Raw genomic sequence first — 15,268 nt, forward strand, 5'->3', positions numbered from 1 at the left:
GCCAGATCTCCCAGATCATCGGCGTCATCGACGAGATCGCCTTCCAGACCAACCTGCTGGCCCTGAACGCCGGGGTCGAGGCCGCCCGCGCCGGCGAGGCCGGTCGCGGCTTCGCGGTGGTGGCCTCCGAGGTCCGGGCCCTGGCCCAGCGCTCGGCCGACGCCGCCAAGGAGATCAAGTCCCTGATCGCCACCTCCTCGGCCCAGGTCGAGCGCGGGGTGAAGCTGGTGGGCGAAACCGGACAGACCCTGTTGGGCATCGCCGAGAAGGTCGCCGAGATCGACGGCCTGATCGCCGAGATCGCCCTGTCCTCCCAGGAACAGGCCACCGGGCTCAACCAGGTCAACACCGCGGTCAACCAGATGGACCAGGTCACCCAGCAGAACGCCGCCATGGTGGAGCAATCCACGGCCGCGGCCTCCAACCTGCGTAACGAATCCCGCGAACTGGTGCGGCTGGTCAGCCGCTTCCGGTCCGGCGCCGCGCATGGCGCGGCCCGCCTGGAGCTGGCCGACCCAGAGCGGCATGTGACCGCCCGCAATCCCGTCGCCCAGCAGCGGAGTCGGTTGAAGGGGGCGTTCGGCTCGGCGGCGGTGGCCGAGGCGCCGGCCGGCGAGTGGACCGAGTTCTGACATGCCGCGCCTCGACACCCCCACCGATGGCGCCCTGGAACTGATCTCCTTCGAGATCGCCGGGCAGGAATTCTGCATCGACATCCGCTCTGTGCGCGAGATCCGCGGCTGGACCCCGACGACCCGCATGCCCCACACGCCGCCCTATGTCCTGGGGGTGATCAATCTGCGCGGCCTGGTCATGCCGGTGATCGACCTGCGCCGTCGGCTGGGCCTGGGGGAAACCGAGGCCTCGTCCCGCCACGTCTTCGTGGTGGTCCAGCACCAGGACCGGGTGATCGGTCTGATGGTCGATGCGGTGCAGGAGACCTTCCTGGTGGACACCGCCCTGCTGCAGACCCCGCCCGACATGGACTGCGAGCCCGGCGCGACCTTCGTCGACGCCATCATCCCCCTTGAGGGCCGCATGCTCAGCCGTCTGATCGTCGCCGCCCTGCTCCCAGCCCACGAGCGCCTGGCCGCCTAGGGCGCGTCCGGGGTCCGCCATTTTCAAAGCCGTCATCCTCGGGCTTGTCCCGAGGACTCATGATCTCCGTCTCTCCGCCGAGAGCACGAACCTAACCGCCGAGGGCGGCCTCAATCACCGCGCCTAGAGCATGATCGCTTGAGACGGAACCGCGCAGCGGTCCCGGCTCAGGCGTGAATCATGCTCTCGCTTATATCTGGAGCCTGATCCACCGCATCGGCGGAATCGCGAAGCGATTCCACCTCAACGGATCAGGCTCTAGGGATCCTCGGGGCAAGCCCGAGGATGACGATAGAGGGAGTGGGGGCGCGGCCGGCTCTCCTGTTCGTGTGGTTCGTGTGGTTCGTGGTCCCAATTCTTCTGGCCGTGACGCCGCGAGGCGGATCAAGATTGTCCACGAACCACACGAACCACACGAACGGGGCCTAACCCATGTCGATGTATCACCAGGGCCAGCGCGACCTGCAGGACGCCTTCGGCAGCCGCGCCCTGGCCGACCGCCTGGACGAGACCCTGCGCCACGAGCGGTTCACCGACCGCGACGCCGCCTTCATCGCGCAGCAGAGCTTCTTCTTCCTGGCCACCGCCGACGATCAAGGCCGGCCCGACTGCTCCTTCAAGGGCGGTCCCGCCGGCTTCGCCCGGGTCATCGCGCCGGACGCCCTCATCTTCCCAGACTATGACGGCAACGGCATGTTCCGCAGCCTCGGCAACCTGACCGCCAATCCCAATGTCGGCCTGCTGTTCCTGTCGGTCGGCGAGCGGCCCCAGCGCCTGCGGGTCAACGGGACCGCCGAAGTCCTGCACGATGACCCGCTGCTGGCGGAAATCCCCGGCGCCCAGCTCCTGGTCAGGGTGACGCCGCGCGACATCTTCCCCAACTGCCCGCGCTACATCCCGACCCTGACGGTCACCGCCCCCTCGGTCCACGCCCCTGAAGCCGGCAAGTCCCCGGTCGAGGCCGACTGGAAGGCCCACCCCATGTTCGCCGACGTGGTCCCGCCGCGCCGGGTCTAGGCGTCGGAGCGCCCCTACCCCTCCAGCGCCGCGATCATCTCCACCCGCGGCCCATGCCGGCCGCCGTCGAACGGGGCGGCCAGGAACGCATCGACGATGTCGAGCGCCAGGCCCTCCCCCACCACCCGCGCGCCGATCGACAGCATGTTGGCGTCGTTGTGCTGGCGGATCATGCGGGCCGAGAAGGTCTCGGAGCAGACCCCGCAGCGGACGCCCCTGATCTTGTTGGCCGCCATCATGATCCCCTGGCCCGTACCGCACAGGATGATCCCGAACCGGCAGTCGCCGGCGGCCACAAGCCGCGCCGCCGCCGCGCCATGCTCAGGATAGGGCGTGCTCTGCGGCGTCGTCGGTCCGATATCCACCACCTCCCAGCCCTGGGCCGCGATATGACCGGCGATCGCCTGCCGCAGCGCGATGGCGGAGTGGTCGCTGGAAAGCACGACGCGGCGGTTGCTGGCGGTCATGGAGGTCGTCCCGTTGCCAAGGTGATTGGCGGCCTGGCCCAGGTGGATCGGGCGCTCCTGCTTCCTACAGGGGCCACCACACCCCCGCCATTGAAAGCCCCGCTTGCCCTCACCATTTAGGAGTCATCCGGCCGCCGCGCCGATTTCGGGCGGTGCGCCGGAGAGTCGCTTAATTTGCGAGGACTCTGATGAACCGGCCGATCGTCTTTGATAGTCCCTTCCTGCTCGGGTTCGAGCACACGCGCAGCCTCATCGAGCGCGCCGCCAAGGCGGCCGCCGAGAGCTACCCGCCCTATAATGTGGAAGAGCGGGCCGGCGGCGGCCTGCGGATCACCTTGGCGGTGGCGGGCTTCACCCCCGACACCCTGCAGGTGACCCTGGAGGACCGCCAGCTGGTGGTGGCCGGCAAGCGCGACGACGCGGGCAAGGCCGAGGACGCCTATCTGCACCGCGGCATCGCCGCCCGCGGCTTCATCCGCGCCTTCGTCCTGGCCGACGGCATGGAGGTGGAGAAGGCCCTGCTGGAGCACGGCCTGCTGCACATCGATCTCGCCCGACCCGAGCCCGACAAGCTGATCAAGAAGATACCTATCCAGACGGCCGGCTGAACTTAGCGACCGTTACACGCGTTGCCTTTTCAAGGAGGTGGTCTGATGACACCCAATCTTACAGCTGAAGCTTTCGCCGCCCTCGGCGGTCCCGATCTCGTCTATGTGCGCCCGATCAAGGCCGCCGAAATCCTCGCCTCGACCCCGACCGCCCAGATCGAGGGCTTCAAGCTCGATCCGGAACAGACCCTCTACGCGGTCCACCGCGCCGACGGCGAACGCCTGGCGGTCATGACCGACAAGGACTCCGCCGTCGCCGCCGCCCTGGCCCACGAACTGGCGCCGGTCTCGGTGCACTAAGACCTAAGCTTCCTTCTCCCCTTGCGGGATCGAGAGCGGCGAGTCGCCGGTGCGACCCGCTTAGCCGAACATGTTCGGCTTTCTTTCGATTGTGGCTGCGGTGCAGGCTCGGGCTTGAGGTAGCTCTCGCTCATCCCGGCGAAGGCCGGGGCCCTGATGCATCACAGGCGCTCAGAAGCGGCCCGCCCGTTCGTGTGGTTCGTGTGGTTCGTGGTTCCAATCCTTTCGACCATGCCGCTGCAATGGCCCATCAGATTATCCACGAACCACACGAACCACACGAACGGTGGATCAGACCCGTGCACTGGCGGTGAATCTCGGTCCCGGCCTTCGCCGGGATGTGCGGGATCGAGGTCAGCGCCCCTCATCCGACCGGTCTCCGACCGGCCACCGTCGAGAGCGAGCCGGGCTACTCAAGCCCGGCTATGCGGTTCGCCAACGATTTGGCGAACCGCCGCTCTCGACCCCGCAAGGGGAGAAGGACCCCAGACCTAAGCCGCGCTCGACCGGGCTTCCTGCACCAGCAGCGCGTGGATCGCGTCCGGCGTCCTGGCCTGGCGCAGTTGCTCGCGCAAATCCGCCTGCCGCAGCAGGCGCGACACCCGGGCCAGGGTGCGCAGGTGTTCGGTCGAGGCGTTCGGCGGCGCGAACAGGGCGAAGACCAGGTCCACCGGCAGGTCGTCCACGGAATCGAAGGCCACCGGGTGGTCCAGGCGCACGAAGACCGCGCGCATGCGCTGCAGGCCGTCCAGACGGGCATGGGGCACGGCGACGCCATGGCCAACGCCGGTGGAGCTGGCGGTCTCGCGCTCGGCCAGGGCGTCCAGGATCACCCCGGCGTCCAGGCCGAACTGGCGCCCGGCGATCTCCGAGATGACCGCCAGCACCTGGCGCTTGTTGAGGGCGCTGACACGCGGCGCAATGGCCGCGCGTTCAAGAATCTCACCGATCAACATTGTGTCGTGACGCCCAAAACAAATCAGAGCCAGCCCGTGCGAACCAGATCGATGCACGGCCCGTGCCGGAAGCCCGGAGCGAGGCGTGACGCGAGGCCAAGGGCCTGCATCACGCTCCAGCTCCAGGGCCCCTAAACTAGGGCCCTAGGCCGAGGTTCCGTTCGCGCCGTTCCCGTGCGCCGATTTCGTGCGCTCCGGGTCGATCCAGCCGATATTCCCATCGGGCCGGCGGTAAACCACGGACAAACCCCCGTGAGCGGCGTTCCTAAACACGATTGTCTGGGATTCCGTCAAGTCCAGCTCCATCACCGCGCCGGAAACGGTCATCGTCTTGATGTCCTTTTCCGTCTCGGCGATGACCATGGCCGAGGGGAGGGCATGGCTGTCGTGCGAGGCCTGGTCCTCGTCGCCGAGGTCCCAGCCGTCGTCCTCGTCCTCGCCCTCGGGGGACTGGATGATGAAGTAGGACGCGGTCTCGGCGGCGCGCGCCGCGGCCTGCGGCGAGTGGCTTTTTAATCGTCGCTTATAGCGGCGCACCCGCGTCTCGATCTTGGCCAGCGCCGCATCGAAGGCGCCGTGGGCGTCGGCGCCCAGACCGTGACTTTGCAGCGCCTGGCCGGTGGCCAGTTTCAACGCGCAGTCGACTCTGAAGGAATGGCCCTCTCGGCTCACGACCACGTCCGCGGCGCCGCCACGGTCGAAGTACTTGCCGATAGAACCGGTGATTTCGTCGGTGACCCGCTCACGCAGGGCCTCCCCAACGGCGACATGCTTGCCGGATACTAAGACTTGCATGAAGCGACAACACGCCTGACCGCCGAAGGTGTCAAGCGCCTCCGAACCAACCCACGAGATGGTGTACGGCGGCCATCACGACGCCGGCGCTGAGGAACAGGACCGCCGCCGATGTGGCCGCCAGGGCGTAGCCCGCCAGGGCCAGCAGCCCATCCCTCTGAACCATCGAAAAGGCCAGGACGGCGATGGTCAGGGCGGGCAGCAGATTGCCCAGCGGGATGGGAAGAATCAGCACGAAGGACAGCAGGGTGCAGATCAGCCCGATCAGCCGGTCTCCCACCGGCCCGAACATGAACATCAGGCGCGGCCCCGAAACCCGCTCTATGCGCTCCAGCCAGGGCAGCAGCTTGCTGAACGCCTGGGCGAGTTCGGCCCGGCTCATCTGACGGTCGTCGAGGAACCTCGGCAGCCACAGGGTTTGGAAACCGATCACCATCTGCGGCGAGATCAGCAGCAGGGGCGCGCCAAGGATGGTGCTGGAGCCGGGGGGGAGCGGCAGCAGGTTGGGCATCGCCAGCACGAACATCAGGGCGGCGAAGGCGCGGCGCCCGAAGGAGTCGATGATCTCGCCCAGCGTCACCTTCTCCGCGGCCTGGTCGCCGAGCGCGCGGATGTGGGCCGAGAGACTCAGGTGCTGCGGAAACTCTCGGTCGGGCATGGGCTCTCATATCGCCGGGTGCGGCGTCGGCACAACGCGCGAAGGGACGATTCGTCCCGCGCTTTACAGCGGCGCCGCTTTTCGGCTAGGAGGCGCGCCATGCGGATCGCCGTCATTAAACGCGCCATTAAAACCACCGGGCTCTCGGGGCCTGGGGGTTCGCGCGTGCACGCCGCGTAGCAACCCCCAGCACCCCGCCGGTAGGTCGGGTGCTGAAAGTCTGCAAGACGGAAAGACAGCCCCGCCCTCCGGTCCCCACCGGAGAACCACCCATGTCCTTGCAAGACCTCGAACGTCCCGCCCGCCAGCGTCTGCTCAATATCGCCATCGTCGGCGCCACCGGCGCCGTGGGCGCCGAGCTGATCGGCTGCCTTGAACGCCGCGGCTTCCCCGTGGGCCAGCTCAAGCTGCTGGCCTCGGCCCGCTCGGCCGGCAGGACCCTGGTGTTCAAGGGCCAGCCCGTGGCGGTGGAGACCCTGACCGCGGAGGCCTTCGACGGCGTGGATATCGCCCTGTTCTCGGCCGGCGCCGCCATCAGCCGCCAGTTCGCCCCCCTCGCCGCGGCCCGGGGCTGCGTCGTGGTCGACAATTCCTCGGCCTTCCGCATGGATGAGGGCACGCCTCTGGTGGTGCCGGAGGTCAATGGCGGCCTGCTGGCCGGCCGCCCGATGATCGTGGCCAACCCCAACTGCGTGGCCGCCATCGCGGTGATGGCCCTGGCCCCCCTGCACGCCCGCAACCCCATCGTCCGGGTGATCGGGTCGACCTATCAGTCGGCCTCGGGCGCGGGCGCCGCGGCCATGGAGGAGCTGGAGCTGTCCACCGCCGCCTACCTGGCCGGGGAGGCCTTCACCCCCAAGGTCCTGCCGCACCCCTACGCCTTCAACGTCTTCAGCCACAACACCGCCATCGACCCGGCCACCGGCTACAATGGCGAGGAGACCAAGGTGATGGCCGAGGTCCGCAAGCTGATGGGGACGCCGGACCTGCGGGTCTCCTTCACCTGCATCCGGGTGCCGGTGCTGCGGGCCCACTCCATGGCGCTCAACGTGGAGTTCGAGGGTCAAGTAACGGCCAATGACGCCCTGTCGTGGCTCGCCGACGCTCCGGGTGTCCGCCTCGTGAACGACAATGAAAACAACCACTTCCCCATGCCCAGCGAGGCGACCGGCGTCGATGACGTGTTGGTCGGTCGCCTACGTGGTGACGCCTCGGATCCCACCGGTCGCACCCTGACCCTTTTCCTGTCAGGCGATCAGCTCCTCAAGGGCGCCGCCTTGAACGCCGTCCAGATCGCCGAGCAATATGCCTCCTGATCCCTCCACGGAGACCGACATGTTGGAGGGCCTTGCGGCGCCCTTCGTCTAGGCGTGCTTGAGGACCCGGCGGCGCTCGACCGAGGACGGGATGCGCATGGCCTCCCGGTACTTGGCGACGGTGCGCCGGGCGATATCGACGCCGGTCTCCTTGAGGATCTCGACGATCCGGTCGTCGGAATGAACCTCGGCCTCGGCCCGCTCGGTTTCGATCAACTGCTTGATCTTATGGCGAACACTCTCCGAGGAATGGGCCTCGCCGCCGTCGGAATTGGCGATGCCGGAGGTGAAGAAGAACTTCAGCTCGAACATGCCGCGCGGGGTGGCGATGTACTTGTTGGAGGTCACCCGGCTGACCGTCGACTCGTGCATGCCGATGGCGTCGGCGACGGTCTTGAGGTTCAGCGGCCGCAGGTGTTCCACGCCATAGGCCAGGAAGCCGTCCTGCTGACGGACGATCTCGCTGGCCACCTTCAGGATGGTCTTGGCCCGCTGATCGAGGCTCTTGACCAGCCAGTTGGCGCTGGCCATGCAGTCGGCCACGAACACCTTCTCCTGGTCGGTCCGGGCGCCGGCCGAGACCCGGGCGTGGTAGCGCTGGTCCACCAGCAGGCGGGGCAGGGTGTCGGAATTAAGCTCCACATGCCACAGGCCGCCCAGGCCCTCGCGCACATAGACGTCCGGCGCCACCGGCTGGCTGGGCTCGCCGCCGAAGGCCGCGCCCGGCCGGGGCGTCAGGGCCCGCAGCTCGGAGATCATGTCCTTCAGATCGTCGTCGTCGACCCCGCAGGCCTTGCGCAGGGCCGAGAGGTCGCGCCTGGCCAGCAGATCCAGATTGTCCAGCAAGGCCATCATGGCCGGGTCGCAGCGGTCGCGCTCCCTGAGCTGCAGCATCAGGCACTCGCGCACGTCGCGGGCGAAGACCCCAATGGGCTCGAACCGCTGCAGCATGCGCAGCACGTCCTCCAGGAAGGTGAGGTCGCAGCCCAGCCGCCCGGCGGTCTCGGCCATGTCCACTCGCAGGTAGCCGCCCTCATCGACGCTATCGACCAGAACGGTGGCCGCCGCATACTCGATGCCGCTGAAGCCCGAGACCATCAGTTGGTCATAGAGGTGCTCGGCCAGGGTCTTCTCGCGGGTCAGCCGCTGTTCGAAGTCGTCGGAGTCCTCGAAGGAGCCGCCCTTGCCGGCGCGGGACCAGTCCACCGCGCCGCCCGCCTCACCGGCGCCCTCGGCGTCCCCGGTGTTGCGCTCTCCCGGTGAGGCCTCTGCCTCGTGGGTGACATCCATGTGCGCCTCGGCGGCGCCCTCGGGAATGCTGTCGGAGGCGAAGTCCTCGGCGTCGCGGGGGCCGGCTTCGACATCGGGTTCGGAGTCGCGTTCGTCGCGCTGGAGCAGCGGGTTCCGCTCCAGCTCGCCCTCGACATAGGTCTCCAGCTCCATGTTGGAGAGCTGCAGCAGCTTGATGGCCTGCTGCAGCTGGGGGGTGATCACCAACCCCTGGCCTTGCCGCATCTCTAAACGCGCGCCGAGCGCCAAAATCGCCTCCTGGCCTGTTTCTTGCTGGACAGGCTAGGCGTGCAATCACCAGCGATTAGTTAACCGGGCCGCGACCTTCTGGTTAACCATGTTTTTTGCCGTCGATTTTTTGGGAATCGCGCCTGCGGCGCCCCGGATACCTCCGGCGTCGTCAGCCGAAACGTTCGCCCAGATAGACGCGGCGGACTTCGGGGTCATCGACGATCTCGGCCGGCGTGCCCTCGAACAGCACCTCGCCCGCATGGATGATCGCGGCGCGGTCGATGATGTCCAGGGTCTCGCGGACATTGTGGTCGGTGATCAGGATGCCGATGCCCCGGCTCTTCAGGAAGGCGATCACCTCGCGGATATCGGAGATGGCCAGGGGGTCGATGCCGGCGAAGGGCTCATCCAGCAGCATGAAAGAAGGTTCGCTGGCCAGGGCGCGAGCGATCTCGACCCGACGGCGCTCACCCCCTGACAGCGAGATGGCCGGCGCCTTGCGCAGGTGTTCGATGTGCAGGTCGGTGAGCAGCTGGGTCACGGTGGCCCGCGCCTCGCCCATGTCCTTGGCGCGCAGCTCCACCACCGCCATGACGTTCTCTTCCACGGTCATGCCCCGGAAAATCGAGGTTTCCTGAGGCAGGTAGCCGACCCCCATGCGGGCACGCTGGTACATGGGCTGGGCGGTGATGTTCTCACCGTCCAGATAGATGGCGCCGTAGTCGGCCGGGATCAGGCCGGTGATCATGTAGAAGCAGGTGGTCTTGCCGGCGCCGTTGGGGCCCAGCAGGCCCACGACCTCGCCGCGGCGCAGGCTCAGCGTCACGCCCTTCACCACCGGCCGGCCACGGAAGGACTTGCCGATGTTATCGACCACAAGCCCCTCCCCGGCCAGACCCGGGAGAGCTTCGAAATTCTCGGGCTTCACCCCTAGCGCCGCGCGGCGGGCGGTCCCGCCTGCTGCTGGGGATAGAGGACGGTGCGCACGCGGCCGGGCTTGTTGCGCCCCTTCACGCCGCTCTGCATCTGGGCGTCCCCGGTGGCGACCTTGATCACCAGCTTGGAGCCACGCAGCACGTTCTGGCCCTGGACGGCCACCACATCGCCGGTGATCGTGATGGTGTCGGCCGCCGCGTCATAGACCGCCGCGTCGCCGCGCACCCGCTGCTGCGGGGTGACGTAGTAGACCGAGCCGTTGGCCTCCATGCGGTCGAGCTGGTTGCCGCAGGCGGCGCCGGCCTGGCCCGCCGCACCCGGCTTGGCCGAGGGGTTGGGCTTATAATAGATCTTCAAGATGTCGGCCCGCAGGCGAACCTTGTCCTGCAGGGCCTCGGCGCCGCCGGAATAGGTGGCCAGGCACCGGGCGTTGATGACCTCCAGCTCGTCAGCGGTGATATCCACCGGGGCGTCGGAGTTCTGCGCCAGTTGCGCCGCGGCCGGACCGGCCGCAATCAACCCGCAGGCGAAGACGCCCGCCGCCCAGTGCTTCATATTCGCTAGCCTGATCATGCCCATGCCGCCTGAATGCCTAGTGTGACTCGACGCGGGTGTGTACGCCGCCCTTGAACACCATGCGTTCGCCCTTGTCGTACACGCCATAGGACTTGGCGATGATTTCTCCAAGCGCGCCAGCCCCCTTGATCTCGCCCGCGCCTTCAAGTTCTCCGGTCGCGGTATTGAAGATGGAGGTGGCGGTGGCGAAATTCACGTCCCCGCCGTTCAACTTTACGCCACCCTCGAGATTCAGCACCCGCTTGTCCTCGCGGTAGACGCCGGCCTTGGCGGAGATGCGGGTCGGACGTGGCCCCTCTTCGTCGAGGATCAGCATGGGGGTGTCGAGCATCACCCGCTGATAGTCCTTGGGGTCACGGATGGCGGTCTTGGCGGTGAGCACGAAGGCGCGGCCCTTGTCGTCACGGCCCAGGAAGCGGGGATTGACCAGCTGAATGGGGGCGTCAGCGTCCTGCGGCTTGTCCTTGACGCCGGCGAGCGTGCTCTGGATGACGAAGCCCACCATGGTCAGCAGGATCAGGCCGATCACCGCCGGCAGGATCACCCGTAGCCGCCTGACCAGGCGCGAACGCTGCCGCCAGCGCTCGAAGTCTGCGCTGTAGGGCGTGTGGCTCTGGTCAGCGAAGGCGGCTGTCACCCGAGCCTCACATGTGGGCGAAGATGTCGACCTCTTCCCAGCCGGCCACATCGAGCAGGGCGCGGTGAGGCAGGAAGTCGAAGCAGGCGCGCGCCAGGTGGTCGCGGCCCTCGCGCACCAGCATGGCGTCCAGCCGGTCGCGCAGACCATGCAGATGCAGGACGTCGGAGGCCGCGTAGGCGATCTGTTCGTCGCTGAGCTTGGCGGCGCCCCAGTCGGAACTCTGCTGGGCCTTGGACATGTCGATCCCCGCCAGCTCCTTGGACACGTCCTTCAGGCCGTGGCGGTCGGTGTAGGTCCGGGCCAGCTTCGAGGCGATCTTGGTGCAGTAGACCGGCGCCGTCACCACGCCCAGATGCAGATAGAACATGGCGATGTCGAAGCGGCCGAAGTGGAAGATCTTCGTCACCGCCGGGTCGGTGAGCAGGGCCTTGAGATTGGGCGCGTCATAGGTGGCGCGGTCGAGCTGGACGAGATGGGCGTCGCCCTTGCCGTCGGAGATCTGCACCACGCAGAGCGGGTCGCGGCCGAGCCGCAGGCCCATGGTCTCGGAATCCACCGCGACCGAGGTCGCGCCGGCGAAGGCGCCCTTGGGTAAATCGCCGATGTGCAGATGATTCGCCAAGGTCGCCTCGCTCCGGCGCAAACTAGATCCTCTCCCATATAGGGAGAGGGATGGTGCCCAGGAAAGGACTCGAACCTTCACGGCCGTTAAGCCACTGGCACCTGAAGCCAGCGCGTCTACCAATTCCGCCACCTGGGCCCGATCCACCGGATCGCGCGAGGGGGGTTCCTTAGGGCGCCGCCTAGGCCCGGTCAACGCCCCGCTTCACCTTCCTTTCAAGTCGCATTGCGGCGCGGGGTCGCTTCGTCTATCGCAAGCGCTCCAAGAGCCACTTAAATCCGGTCGAAACTCCATGCAGGATCTGGTCACCGTCTTCGGCGGTTCGGGCTTCGTCGGCGCACAGGTTGTCCGCGCGCTGGCCAAGCAGGGCTGGCGGGTGCGGGTCGCCGTGCGCCAACCGCACCTGGCCTACAAGATGCGCCTGCTGGGCGATGTCGGCCAGATCGAGGTCGTGCAGGCCAATATCCGCAACGAGGCCTCCATTCGTCGCGCCGTCGAAGGCGCCCATGCCGTCGTGAACGCGGTGGGCGTGCTCTACGAGACCGGCCGCCAGAAATTCCAGAGCATCCACGCCATGGGCGCGCGCAACGTCGCCGCCGTGGCCCGGGAAGCGGGTGTCGAGCGCCTGGTGCAGATCTCGGCCCTGGGCGCCGATCCGGAGTCCGGCGCGAAATATGCGCGGACCAAGGCCATGGGCGAGGACGCCGTGCGCGAGGCCTTCCCCGGCGCGGTCATCGTGCGGCCGTCGGTGGTGTTCGGGCCCGACGACAACTTCTTCAACAGGTTCGGCGAGCTGGCCATGATCAGCCCGGTTCTGCCACTGATCGGCGGCGGGGACGGCAAACTGCAGCCGGTCTTCGTGGGGGATGTGGCCAAGGCGATCGTCGCCTGCGTCACCGATCCCGCCTGCGCTGGCCAGACCTATGAGCTGGGCGGTCCGCGGGCCTACAGCTTCCGAGAGCTGATGGAGCTGGTGCTGGCCGAAACCGGCCGCAAGCGTTTCCTGGTCCCCCTGCCCTTCCCGGTCGCCGCCCTGATGGGCAAGGCCTTCGAGTTCCTGGCCCTGACGCCGTGGGCGCCGCCGCTGACCGAGGACCAGGTCGAACTGCTGAAGTCCGACAACGTGGTGTCGGGGACCCAGCCCGGCCTGGCCGAGCTTGGGATCGAGGCCAGCGCCGTCGAGGGTATCGTGCCAGCCTACCTCTACCGCTTCCGCAAGGGCGGCCAGTACGCCGACGAGGTCGAGCGCCTGACGGCCGTCGCCTAGCGGCCAGCCCCTACTGGCTGGCTATCGCCATCCAGATCAGACCACCGGCCCCCACCACGATCCGCCACCAGGCGAAGGGCGCAAAGCCGTGGCGGCCGACGAAGTCCACCAGGGCGCGGACGACGATGAAGCCGACGATGAAGCTGACGGCGAAGCCCAGGGCGATGATCCCCGCCTGGTCCATGCTCAGCACATCCTTGTTCTTGTAGAGGTCGACCGCGAAGGCGCCGGCCATGGTGGGGATGGCCAGGAAGAAGGAAAACTCGGCCGCGGCCTTCTTCTCCACCCGCATCAGCATCGAGCCGACGATGGTGGCGCCCGAGCGTGAGACGCCGGGGATGAGGGCCAGGGTCTGGAAGAGACCCACCACCAGGGAGGTTTTCCAGGAGAGCTTCATGGCGTCCTCCTCCCGGGGCGCCGGCGCCCAGCGGTCCAGGGCCAGCAGACCCACCCCGCCGATGATCAGCGACCAGCAGATCAGGCGCGGGCTCTCGAACAGGACCTCCTTGATGACCTCGTGGAGCGCCAGGCCCAGGACCGCGCCGGGGATGAAGGCGATCAGGACGGAGAGCGCGAACCCGCGCGCCTCGGCGCTGGTGGGCAGGCCGATCAGCACCTTCCAGAGCCTGCCGAAATAGAGGGCCACCACGGCGAGGATCGCACCCAGCTGGATGAGCACCGCGAAGGTGTCCCAGAACCCGTTCGGCAAGCCGAGCAGGGACTTGGTCAGCAGCAGGTGGCCGGTCGAGGACACCGGGATGAACTCGGTCACCCCTTCAACGACGCCCAGGATGATGGCGGCGATCCAATCGGACATGCGGGGACTTTCGGCAGGGGATGAAGTGGAGGTAAGGGGCGGGAACAGGGTAAATTTGAGGTTCATCCCGTTTGTAGACGACCTGAGCGGGATCCACCGTTCGAGATGAGCTTGAAGCTGGGCTATAAGTCCAAGATCGTACGTTTAATGGACCATCTTGTTCCGGGACGTTGAAAAGACGCGTAAAAGGCTTTCGCCCATGAGGGGGCGGAGGACCCGCCATGGCCGAGCGGATGCTGAAGTTCACGACTGTGGAGAGGACAACGCCCCCCAAGCGGTCGGCGGCTACGCGCAGCGGCGATTTCCATGAGATTTATGCCGACTTCATCGACGCCAAGGCTCGCGAGCAGGCCTCACGCTGCTCGCAGTGCGGGATACCGTTCTGTCAGACCCACTGCCCGCTGCACAACAACATCCCCGACTGGCTGCGGATGACCGCCGAGGGGCGGCTGGAGGAGGCCTACCAGCTTTCCCAGGCCACCAATTCCATGCCGGAGATCTGCGGCCGCATCTGCCCGCAGGACCGCCTATGCGAAGGCTCCTGCACCATCGAGCAGTCGGGGCACGGCACCGTCACCATCGGCGCGGTGGAGCGCTACCTGACCGACAAGGCCTGGGAGGAGGGCTGGGTCCGGCCTCTCGTCCCCGGCCGCGACCAGGGCAAGTCGGTGGGGATCATCGGGGCGGGGCCGGCCGGGCTGTCCGCCGCCGAGCGCCTGCGCGAGATGGGCTACGCCGTCACCGTCTATGACCGCCACGACCGGGCCGGCGGCCTGCTGATCTACGGCATCCCCAGCTTCAAGCTGGAGAAGGACGTGGTGATGCGGCGCACCCAGCGGCTCGCCGACGGCGGGGTGGAGTTCCAGCTGAACTTCGAGGTGGGCCTGGACGCCACCCTCGATGAGCTGCGCGAGACGCATCACAGCGTGCTGATCGCCACCGGTGTCTATGCCGACCGCGACCTGGTGGTCCCCGGCGCGGGGGCGGCGGGGGTGACGCCGGCGCTGGACTACCTGATCGCCTCGAACCGGGCCGGTCTGGGCGACGACGTGCCGGAATACGCCTCGGGCCAGCTGCACGCCCAGGGCCGCGACGTGGTGGTGGTGGGGGGCGGCGACACGGCCATGGACTGCGTACGCACCGCCGTGCGCCAGGGGGCGAAGTCGGTGACCTGCCTCTATCGCCGCGACCGCGCCAACATGCCGGGCTCGGCCCGCGAGGTCGCCCACGCCGAGGAGGAGGGCGTGGTGTTCGAATGGCTGGCCGCGCCCCGGGCCGTGCTGGGCGAAGCCGGCATGGCCACCGGTGTCAGGGCCGCCCGCATGCGTCTCGGCGCCCCCGACGCCACCGGCCGCGCCGCGCCCGAGGAGATCGTGGGGGCCGACTTCGAGGCGCCGGCCGACCTGGTGATCAAGGCGCTTGGCTTTGATCCCGAGGACCTGCCGCGCGGCCTTGCGGCCCCGGACCTGGCGGTCAGCCGCTGGGGAACGGTGAAGGCCGACTTCCGCACCCTGATGACCAACCTGCCCGGCGTGTTCGCGGCTGGCGACATCGCCCGCGGCGCCTCCCTGGTGGTCTGGGCGATCAAGGACGGCCGCGACGCCGCCGACGCCATCCACCGCTATCTGACGGAACCCGCGCGGGTCGCGGCGGAGGCAAGATGATGAGCCAATT

The 15,268-nt window shown here is 67.8% G+C and carries 18 protein-coding genes and 1 tRNA gene; 8 read left to right on the forward strand and 11 right to left on the reverse strand.

The features are described from left to right. The 3 genes from OCL97_RS13170 to OCL97_RS13180 all read left to right on the forward strand — a co-directional run. The coding region (locus OCL97_RS13170; RefSeq protein ID WP_377370434.1) for a methyl-accepting chemotaxis protein at nt 1-632 on the forward strand (632 nt) is incomplete at its 5' end. 1 nt (nt 633) lies between these two features. Next, the gene (locus OCL97_RS13175) at nt 634-1,098 is read left to right on the forward strand and encodes a chemotaxis protein CheW (RefSeq protein WP_377370435.1); all 465 of its coding nucleotides are present in this window, start codon (nt 634-636) and stop codon (nt 1,096-1,098) included. Between the two features lie 432 nt (nt 1,099-1,530). Beyond that, nucleotides 1,531-2,115: a pyridoxamine 5'-phosphate oxidase family protein gene (locus tag OCL97_RS13180; RefSeq protein ID WP_377370436.1), complete on the forward strand. Its 585-nt coding sequence runs from the start codon at nt 1,531-1,533 to the stop codon at nt 2,113-2,115. 14 nt (nt 2,116-2,129) lie between these two features. On the opposite strand, the gene rpiB is transcribed toward OCL97_RS13180, so the two are convergent. After that, nucleotides 2,130-2,582 carry a ribose 5-phosphate isomerase B gene (rpiB, locus tag OCL97_RS13185; RefSeq protein WP_377370437.1) on the reverse strand — a complete coding sequence of 151 codons (453 nt, stop codon included), beginning with the start codon at nt 2,580-2,582 and terminating at the stop codon, nt 2,130-2,132. Between the two features lie 188 nt (nt 2,583-2,770). Here rpiB and OCL97_RS13190 point away from each other — a divergent pair, with 188 nt between their 5' ends. Together OCL97_RS13190 and OCL97_RS13195 are read left to right on the forward strand one after the other, a co-directional pair. Further along, complete coding sequence (locus OCL97_RS13190) at nt 2,771-3,190, forward strand: Hsp20 family protein (RefSeq protein WP_377370438.1); 420 nt, start codon at nt 2,771-2,773, stop codon at nt 3,188-3,190. Between the two features lie 45 nt (nt 3,191-3,235). Then, complete coding sequence (locus tag OCL97_RS13195) at nt 3,236-3,490, forward strand: DUF1150 family protein (protein WP_377370439.1); 255 nt, start codon at nt 3,236-3,238, stop codon at nt 3,488-3,490. A 491-nt stretch (nt 3,491-3,981) separates the two neighbouring features. On the opposite strand, the gene OCL97_RS13200 is transcribed toward OCL97_RS13195, so the two are convergent. From OCL97_RS13200 to OCL97_RS13210, 3 genes are all read right to left on the reverse strand, one after another. After that, nucleotides 3,982-4,446 carry a PTS sugar transporter subunit IIA gene (locus OCL97_RS13200; protein ID WP_304776435.1) on the reverse strand — a complete coding sequence of 155 codons (465 nt, stop codon included), beginning with the start codon at nt 4,444-4,446 and terminating at the stop codon, nt 3,982-3,984. Between the two features lie 144 nt (nt 4,447-4,590). Continuing rightward, nucleotides 4,591-5,241, reverse strand: a complete 651-nt coding sequence (gene hpf, locus OCL97_RS13205) for a ribosome hibernation-promoting factor, HPF/YfiA family (RefSeq protein ID WP_310541442.1) — start codon at nt 5,239-5,241, stop codon at nt 4,591-4,593. A gap of 31 nt (nt 5,242-5,272) precedes the next feature. Then, a complete protein-coding gene (locus OCL97_RS13210) occupies nt 5,273-5,899 on the reverse strand; it encodes an exopolysaccharide biosynthesis protein (protein WP_377370440.1) in 627 nt (208 codons plus the stop codon). Between the two features lie 272 nt (nt 5,900-6,171). Between OCL97_RS13210 and OCL97_RS13215 the strand changes: the two genes are divergently transcribed. Next, on the forward strand, nt 6,172-7,215 hold the full coding sequence (locus OCL97_RS13215) for an aspartate-semialdehyde dehydrogenase (protein ID WP_377370441.1): 1,044 nt from the start codon (nt 6,172-6,174) through the stop codon (nt 7,213-7,215). A 48-nt stretch (nt 7,216-7,263) separates the two neighbouring features. Here OCL97_RS13215 and rpoN read toward each other — a convergent pair whose 3' ends face one another. The 6 genes from rpoN to OCL97_RS13245 form a co-directional block, all read right to left on the reverse strand. Next, the gene (gene rpoN / locus OCL97_RS13220) at nt 7,264-8,754 is read right to left on the reverse strand and encodes an RNA polymerase factor sigma-54 (RefSeq protein WP_304776447.1); all 1,491 of its coding nucleotides are present in this window, start codon (nt 8,752-8,754) and stop codon (nt 7,264-7,266) included. Nucleotides 8,755-8,905: 151 nt separating this feature from the next. Continuing rightward, nucleotides 8,906-9,631 (reverse strand): LPS export ABC transporter ATP-binding protein, encoded by a 726-nt coding sequence (lptB, locus tag OCL97_RS13225; protein WP_304776504.1) that lies wholly within the window; start codon nt 9,629-9,631, stop codon nt 8,906-8,908. A 35-nt stretch (nt 9,632-9,666) separates the two neighbouring features. Beyond that, nucleotides 9,667-10,245 (reverse strand): LptA/OstA family protein, encoded by a 579-nt coding sequence (locus OCL97_RS13230; protein WP_377370442.1) that lies wholly within the window; start codon nt 10,243-10,245, stop codon nt 9,667-9,669. A 19-nt stretch (nt 10,246-10,264) separates the two neighbouring features. Next, nucleotides 10,265-10,885: an LPS export ABC transporter periplasmic protein LptC gene (gene lptC / locus OCL97_RS13235; protein ID WP_377370443.1), complete on the reverse strand. Its 621-nt coding sequence runs from the start codon at nt 10,883-10,885 to the stop codon at nt 10,265-10,267. A gap of 7 nt (nt 10,886-10,892) precedes the next feature. Continuing rightward, the gene (locus OCL97_RS13240; protein WP_377370444.1) at nt 10,893-11,510 is read right to left on the reverse strand and encodes a ribonuclease D; all 618 of its coding nucleotides are present in this window, start codon (nt 11,508-11,510) and stop codon (nt 10,893-10,895) included. Nucleotides 11,511-11,561: 51 nt separating this feature from the next. Next, nucleotides 11,562-11,648 (reverse strand) — tRNA-Leu (locus tag OCL97_RS13245). Nucleotides 11,649-11,802: 154 nt separating this feature from the next. On the opposite strand from OCL97_RS13245, the gene OCL97_RS13250 reads away from it, so the two are divergent. Then, entirely contained in the window at nt 11,803-12,777 is a 975-nt protein-coding gene (locus OCL97_RS13250) for a complex I NDUFA9 subunit family protein (RefSeq protein WP_377370445.1), read from the forward strand. Nucleotides 12,778-12,787: 10 nt separating this feature from the next. Here OCL97_RS13250 and OCL97_RS13255 read toward each other — a convergent pair whose 3' ends face one another. Then, nucleotides 12,788-13,594: an undecaprenyl-diphosphate phosphatase gene (locus OCL97_RS13255; protein ID WP_304776459.1), complete on the reverse strand. Its 807-nt coding sequence runs from the start codon at nt 13,592-13,594 to the stop codon at nt 12,788-12,790. Between the two features lie 221 nt (nt 13,595-13,815). Between OCL97_RS13255 and OCL97_RS13260 the strand changes: the two genes are divergently transcribed. Next, entirely contained in the window at nt 13,816-15,258 is a 1,443-nt protein-coding gene (locus OCL97_RS13260; protein WP_377370446.1) for an NAD(P)-dependent oxidoreductase, read from the forward strand. Nucleotides 15,259-15,268 lie beyond the last annotated feature (10 nt).

The organism is Phenylobacterium ferrooxidans, assembly GCF_042714595.1.
In the GTDB taxonomy this organism is placed as follows: domain Bacteria; phylum Pseudomonadota; class Alphaproteobacteria; order Caulobacterales; family Caulobacteraceae; genus Phenylobacterium; species Phenylobacterium ferrooxidans.

Coding starts and splice junctions, on each gene's coding strand:
- OCL97_RS13200 (WP_304776435.1), bottom strand. CDS start 4,446: ATGTTGATCGGTGAGATTCTTGAACGCGCGGCCATTGCGCCGCGTGTC.
- OCL97_RS13260 (WP_377370446.1), top strand. CDS start 13,816: ATGGCCGAGCGGATGCTGAAGTTCACGACTGTGGAGAGGACAACGCCC.
- OCL97_RS13215 (WP_377370441.1), top strand. CDS start 6,172: ATGTCCTTGCAAGACCTCGAACGTCCCGCCCGCCAGCGTCTGCTCAAT.
- OCL97_RS13190 (WP_377370438.1), top strand. CDS start 2,771: ATGAACCGGCCGATCGTCTTTGATAGTCCCTTCCTGCTCGGGTTCGAG.
- hpf (WP_310541442.1), bottom strand. CDS start 5,241: ATGCAAGTCTTAGTATCCGGCAAGCATGTCGCCGTTGGGGAGGCCCTG.
- OCL97_RS13255 (WP_304776459.1), bottom strand. CDS start 13,594: ATGTCCGATTGGATCGCCGCCATCATCCTGGGCGTCGTTGAAGGGGTG.
- rpiB (WP_377370437.1), bottom strand. CDS start 2,582: ATGACCGCCAGCAACCGCCGCGTCGTGCTTTCCAGCGACCACTCCGCC.
- OCL97_RS13230 (WP_377370442.1), bottom strand. CDS start 10,245: ATGATCAGGCTAGCGAATATGAAGCACTGGGCGGCGGGCGTCTTCGCC.
- OCL97_RS13210 (WP_377370440.1), bottom strand. CDS start 5,899: ATGCCCGACCGAGAGTTTCCGCAGCACCTGAGTCTCTCGGCCCACATC.
- OCL97_RS13250 (WP_377370445.1), top strand. CDS start 11,803: ATGCAGGATCTGGTCACCGTCTTCGGCGGTTCGGGCTTCGTCGGCGCA.
- OCL97_RS13195 (WP_377370439.1), top strand. CDS start 3,236: ATGACACCCAATCTTACAGCTGAAGCTTTCGCCGCCCTCGGCGGTCCC.
- OCL97_RS13175 (WP_377370435.1), top strand. CDS start 634: ATGCCGCGCCTCGACACCCCCACCGATGGCGCCCTGGAACTGATCTCC.
- OCL97_RS13180 (WP_377370436.1), top strand. CDS start 1,531: ATGTCGATGTATCACCAGGGCCAGCGCGACCTGCAGGACGCCTTCGGC.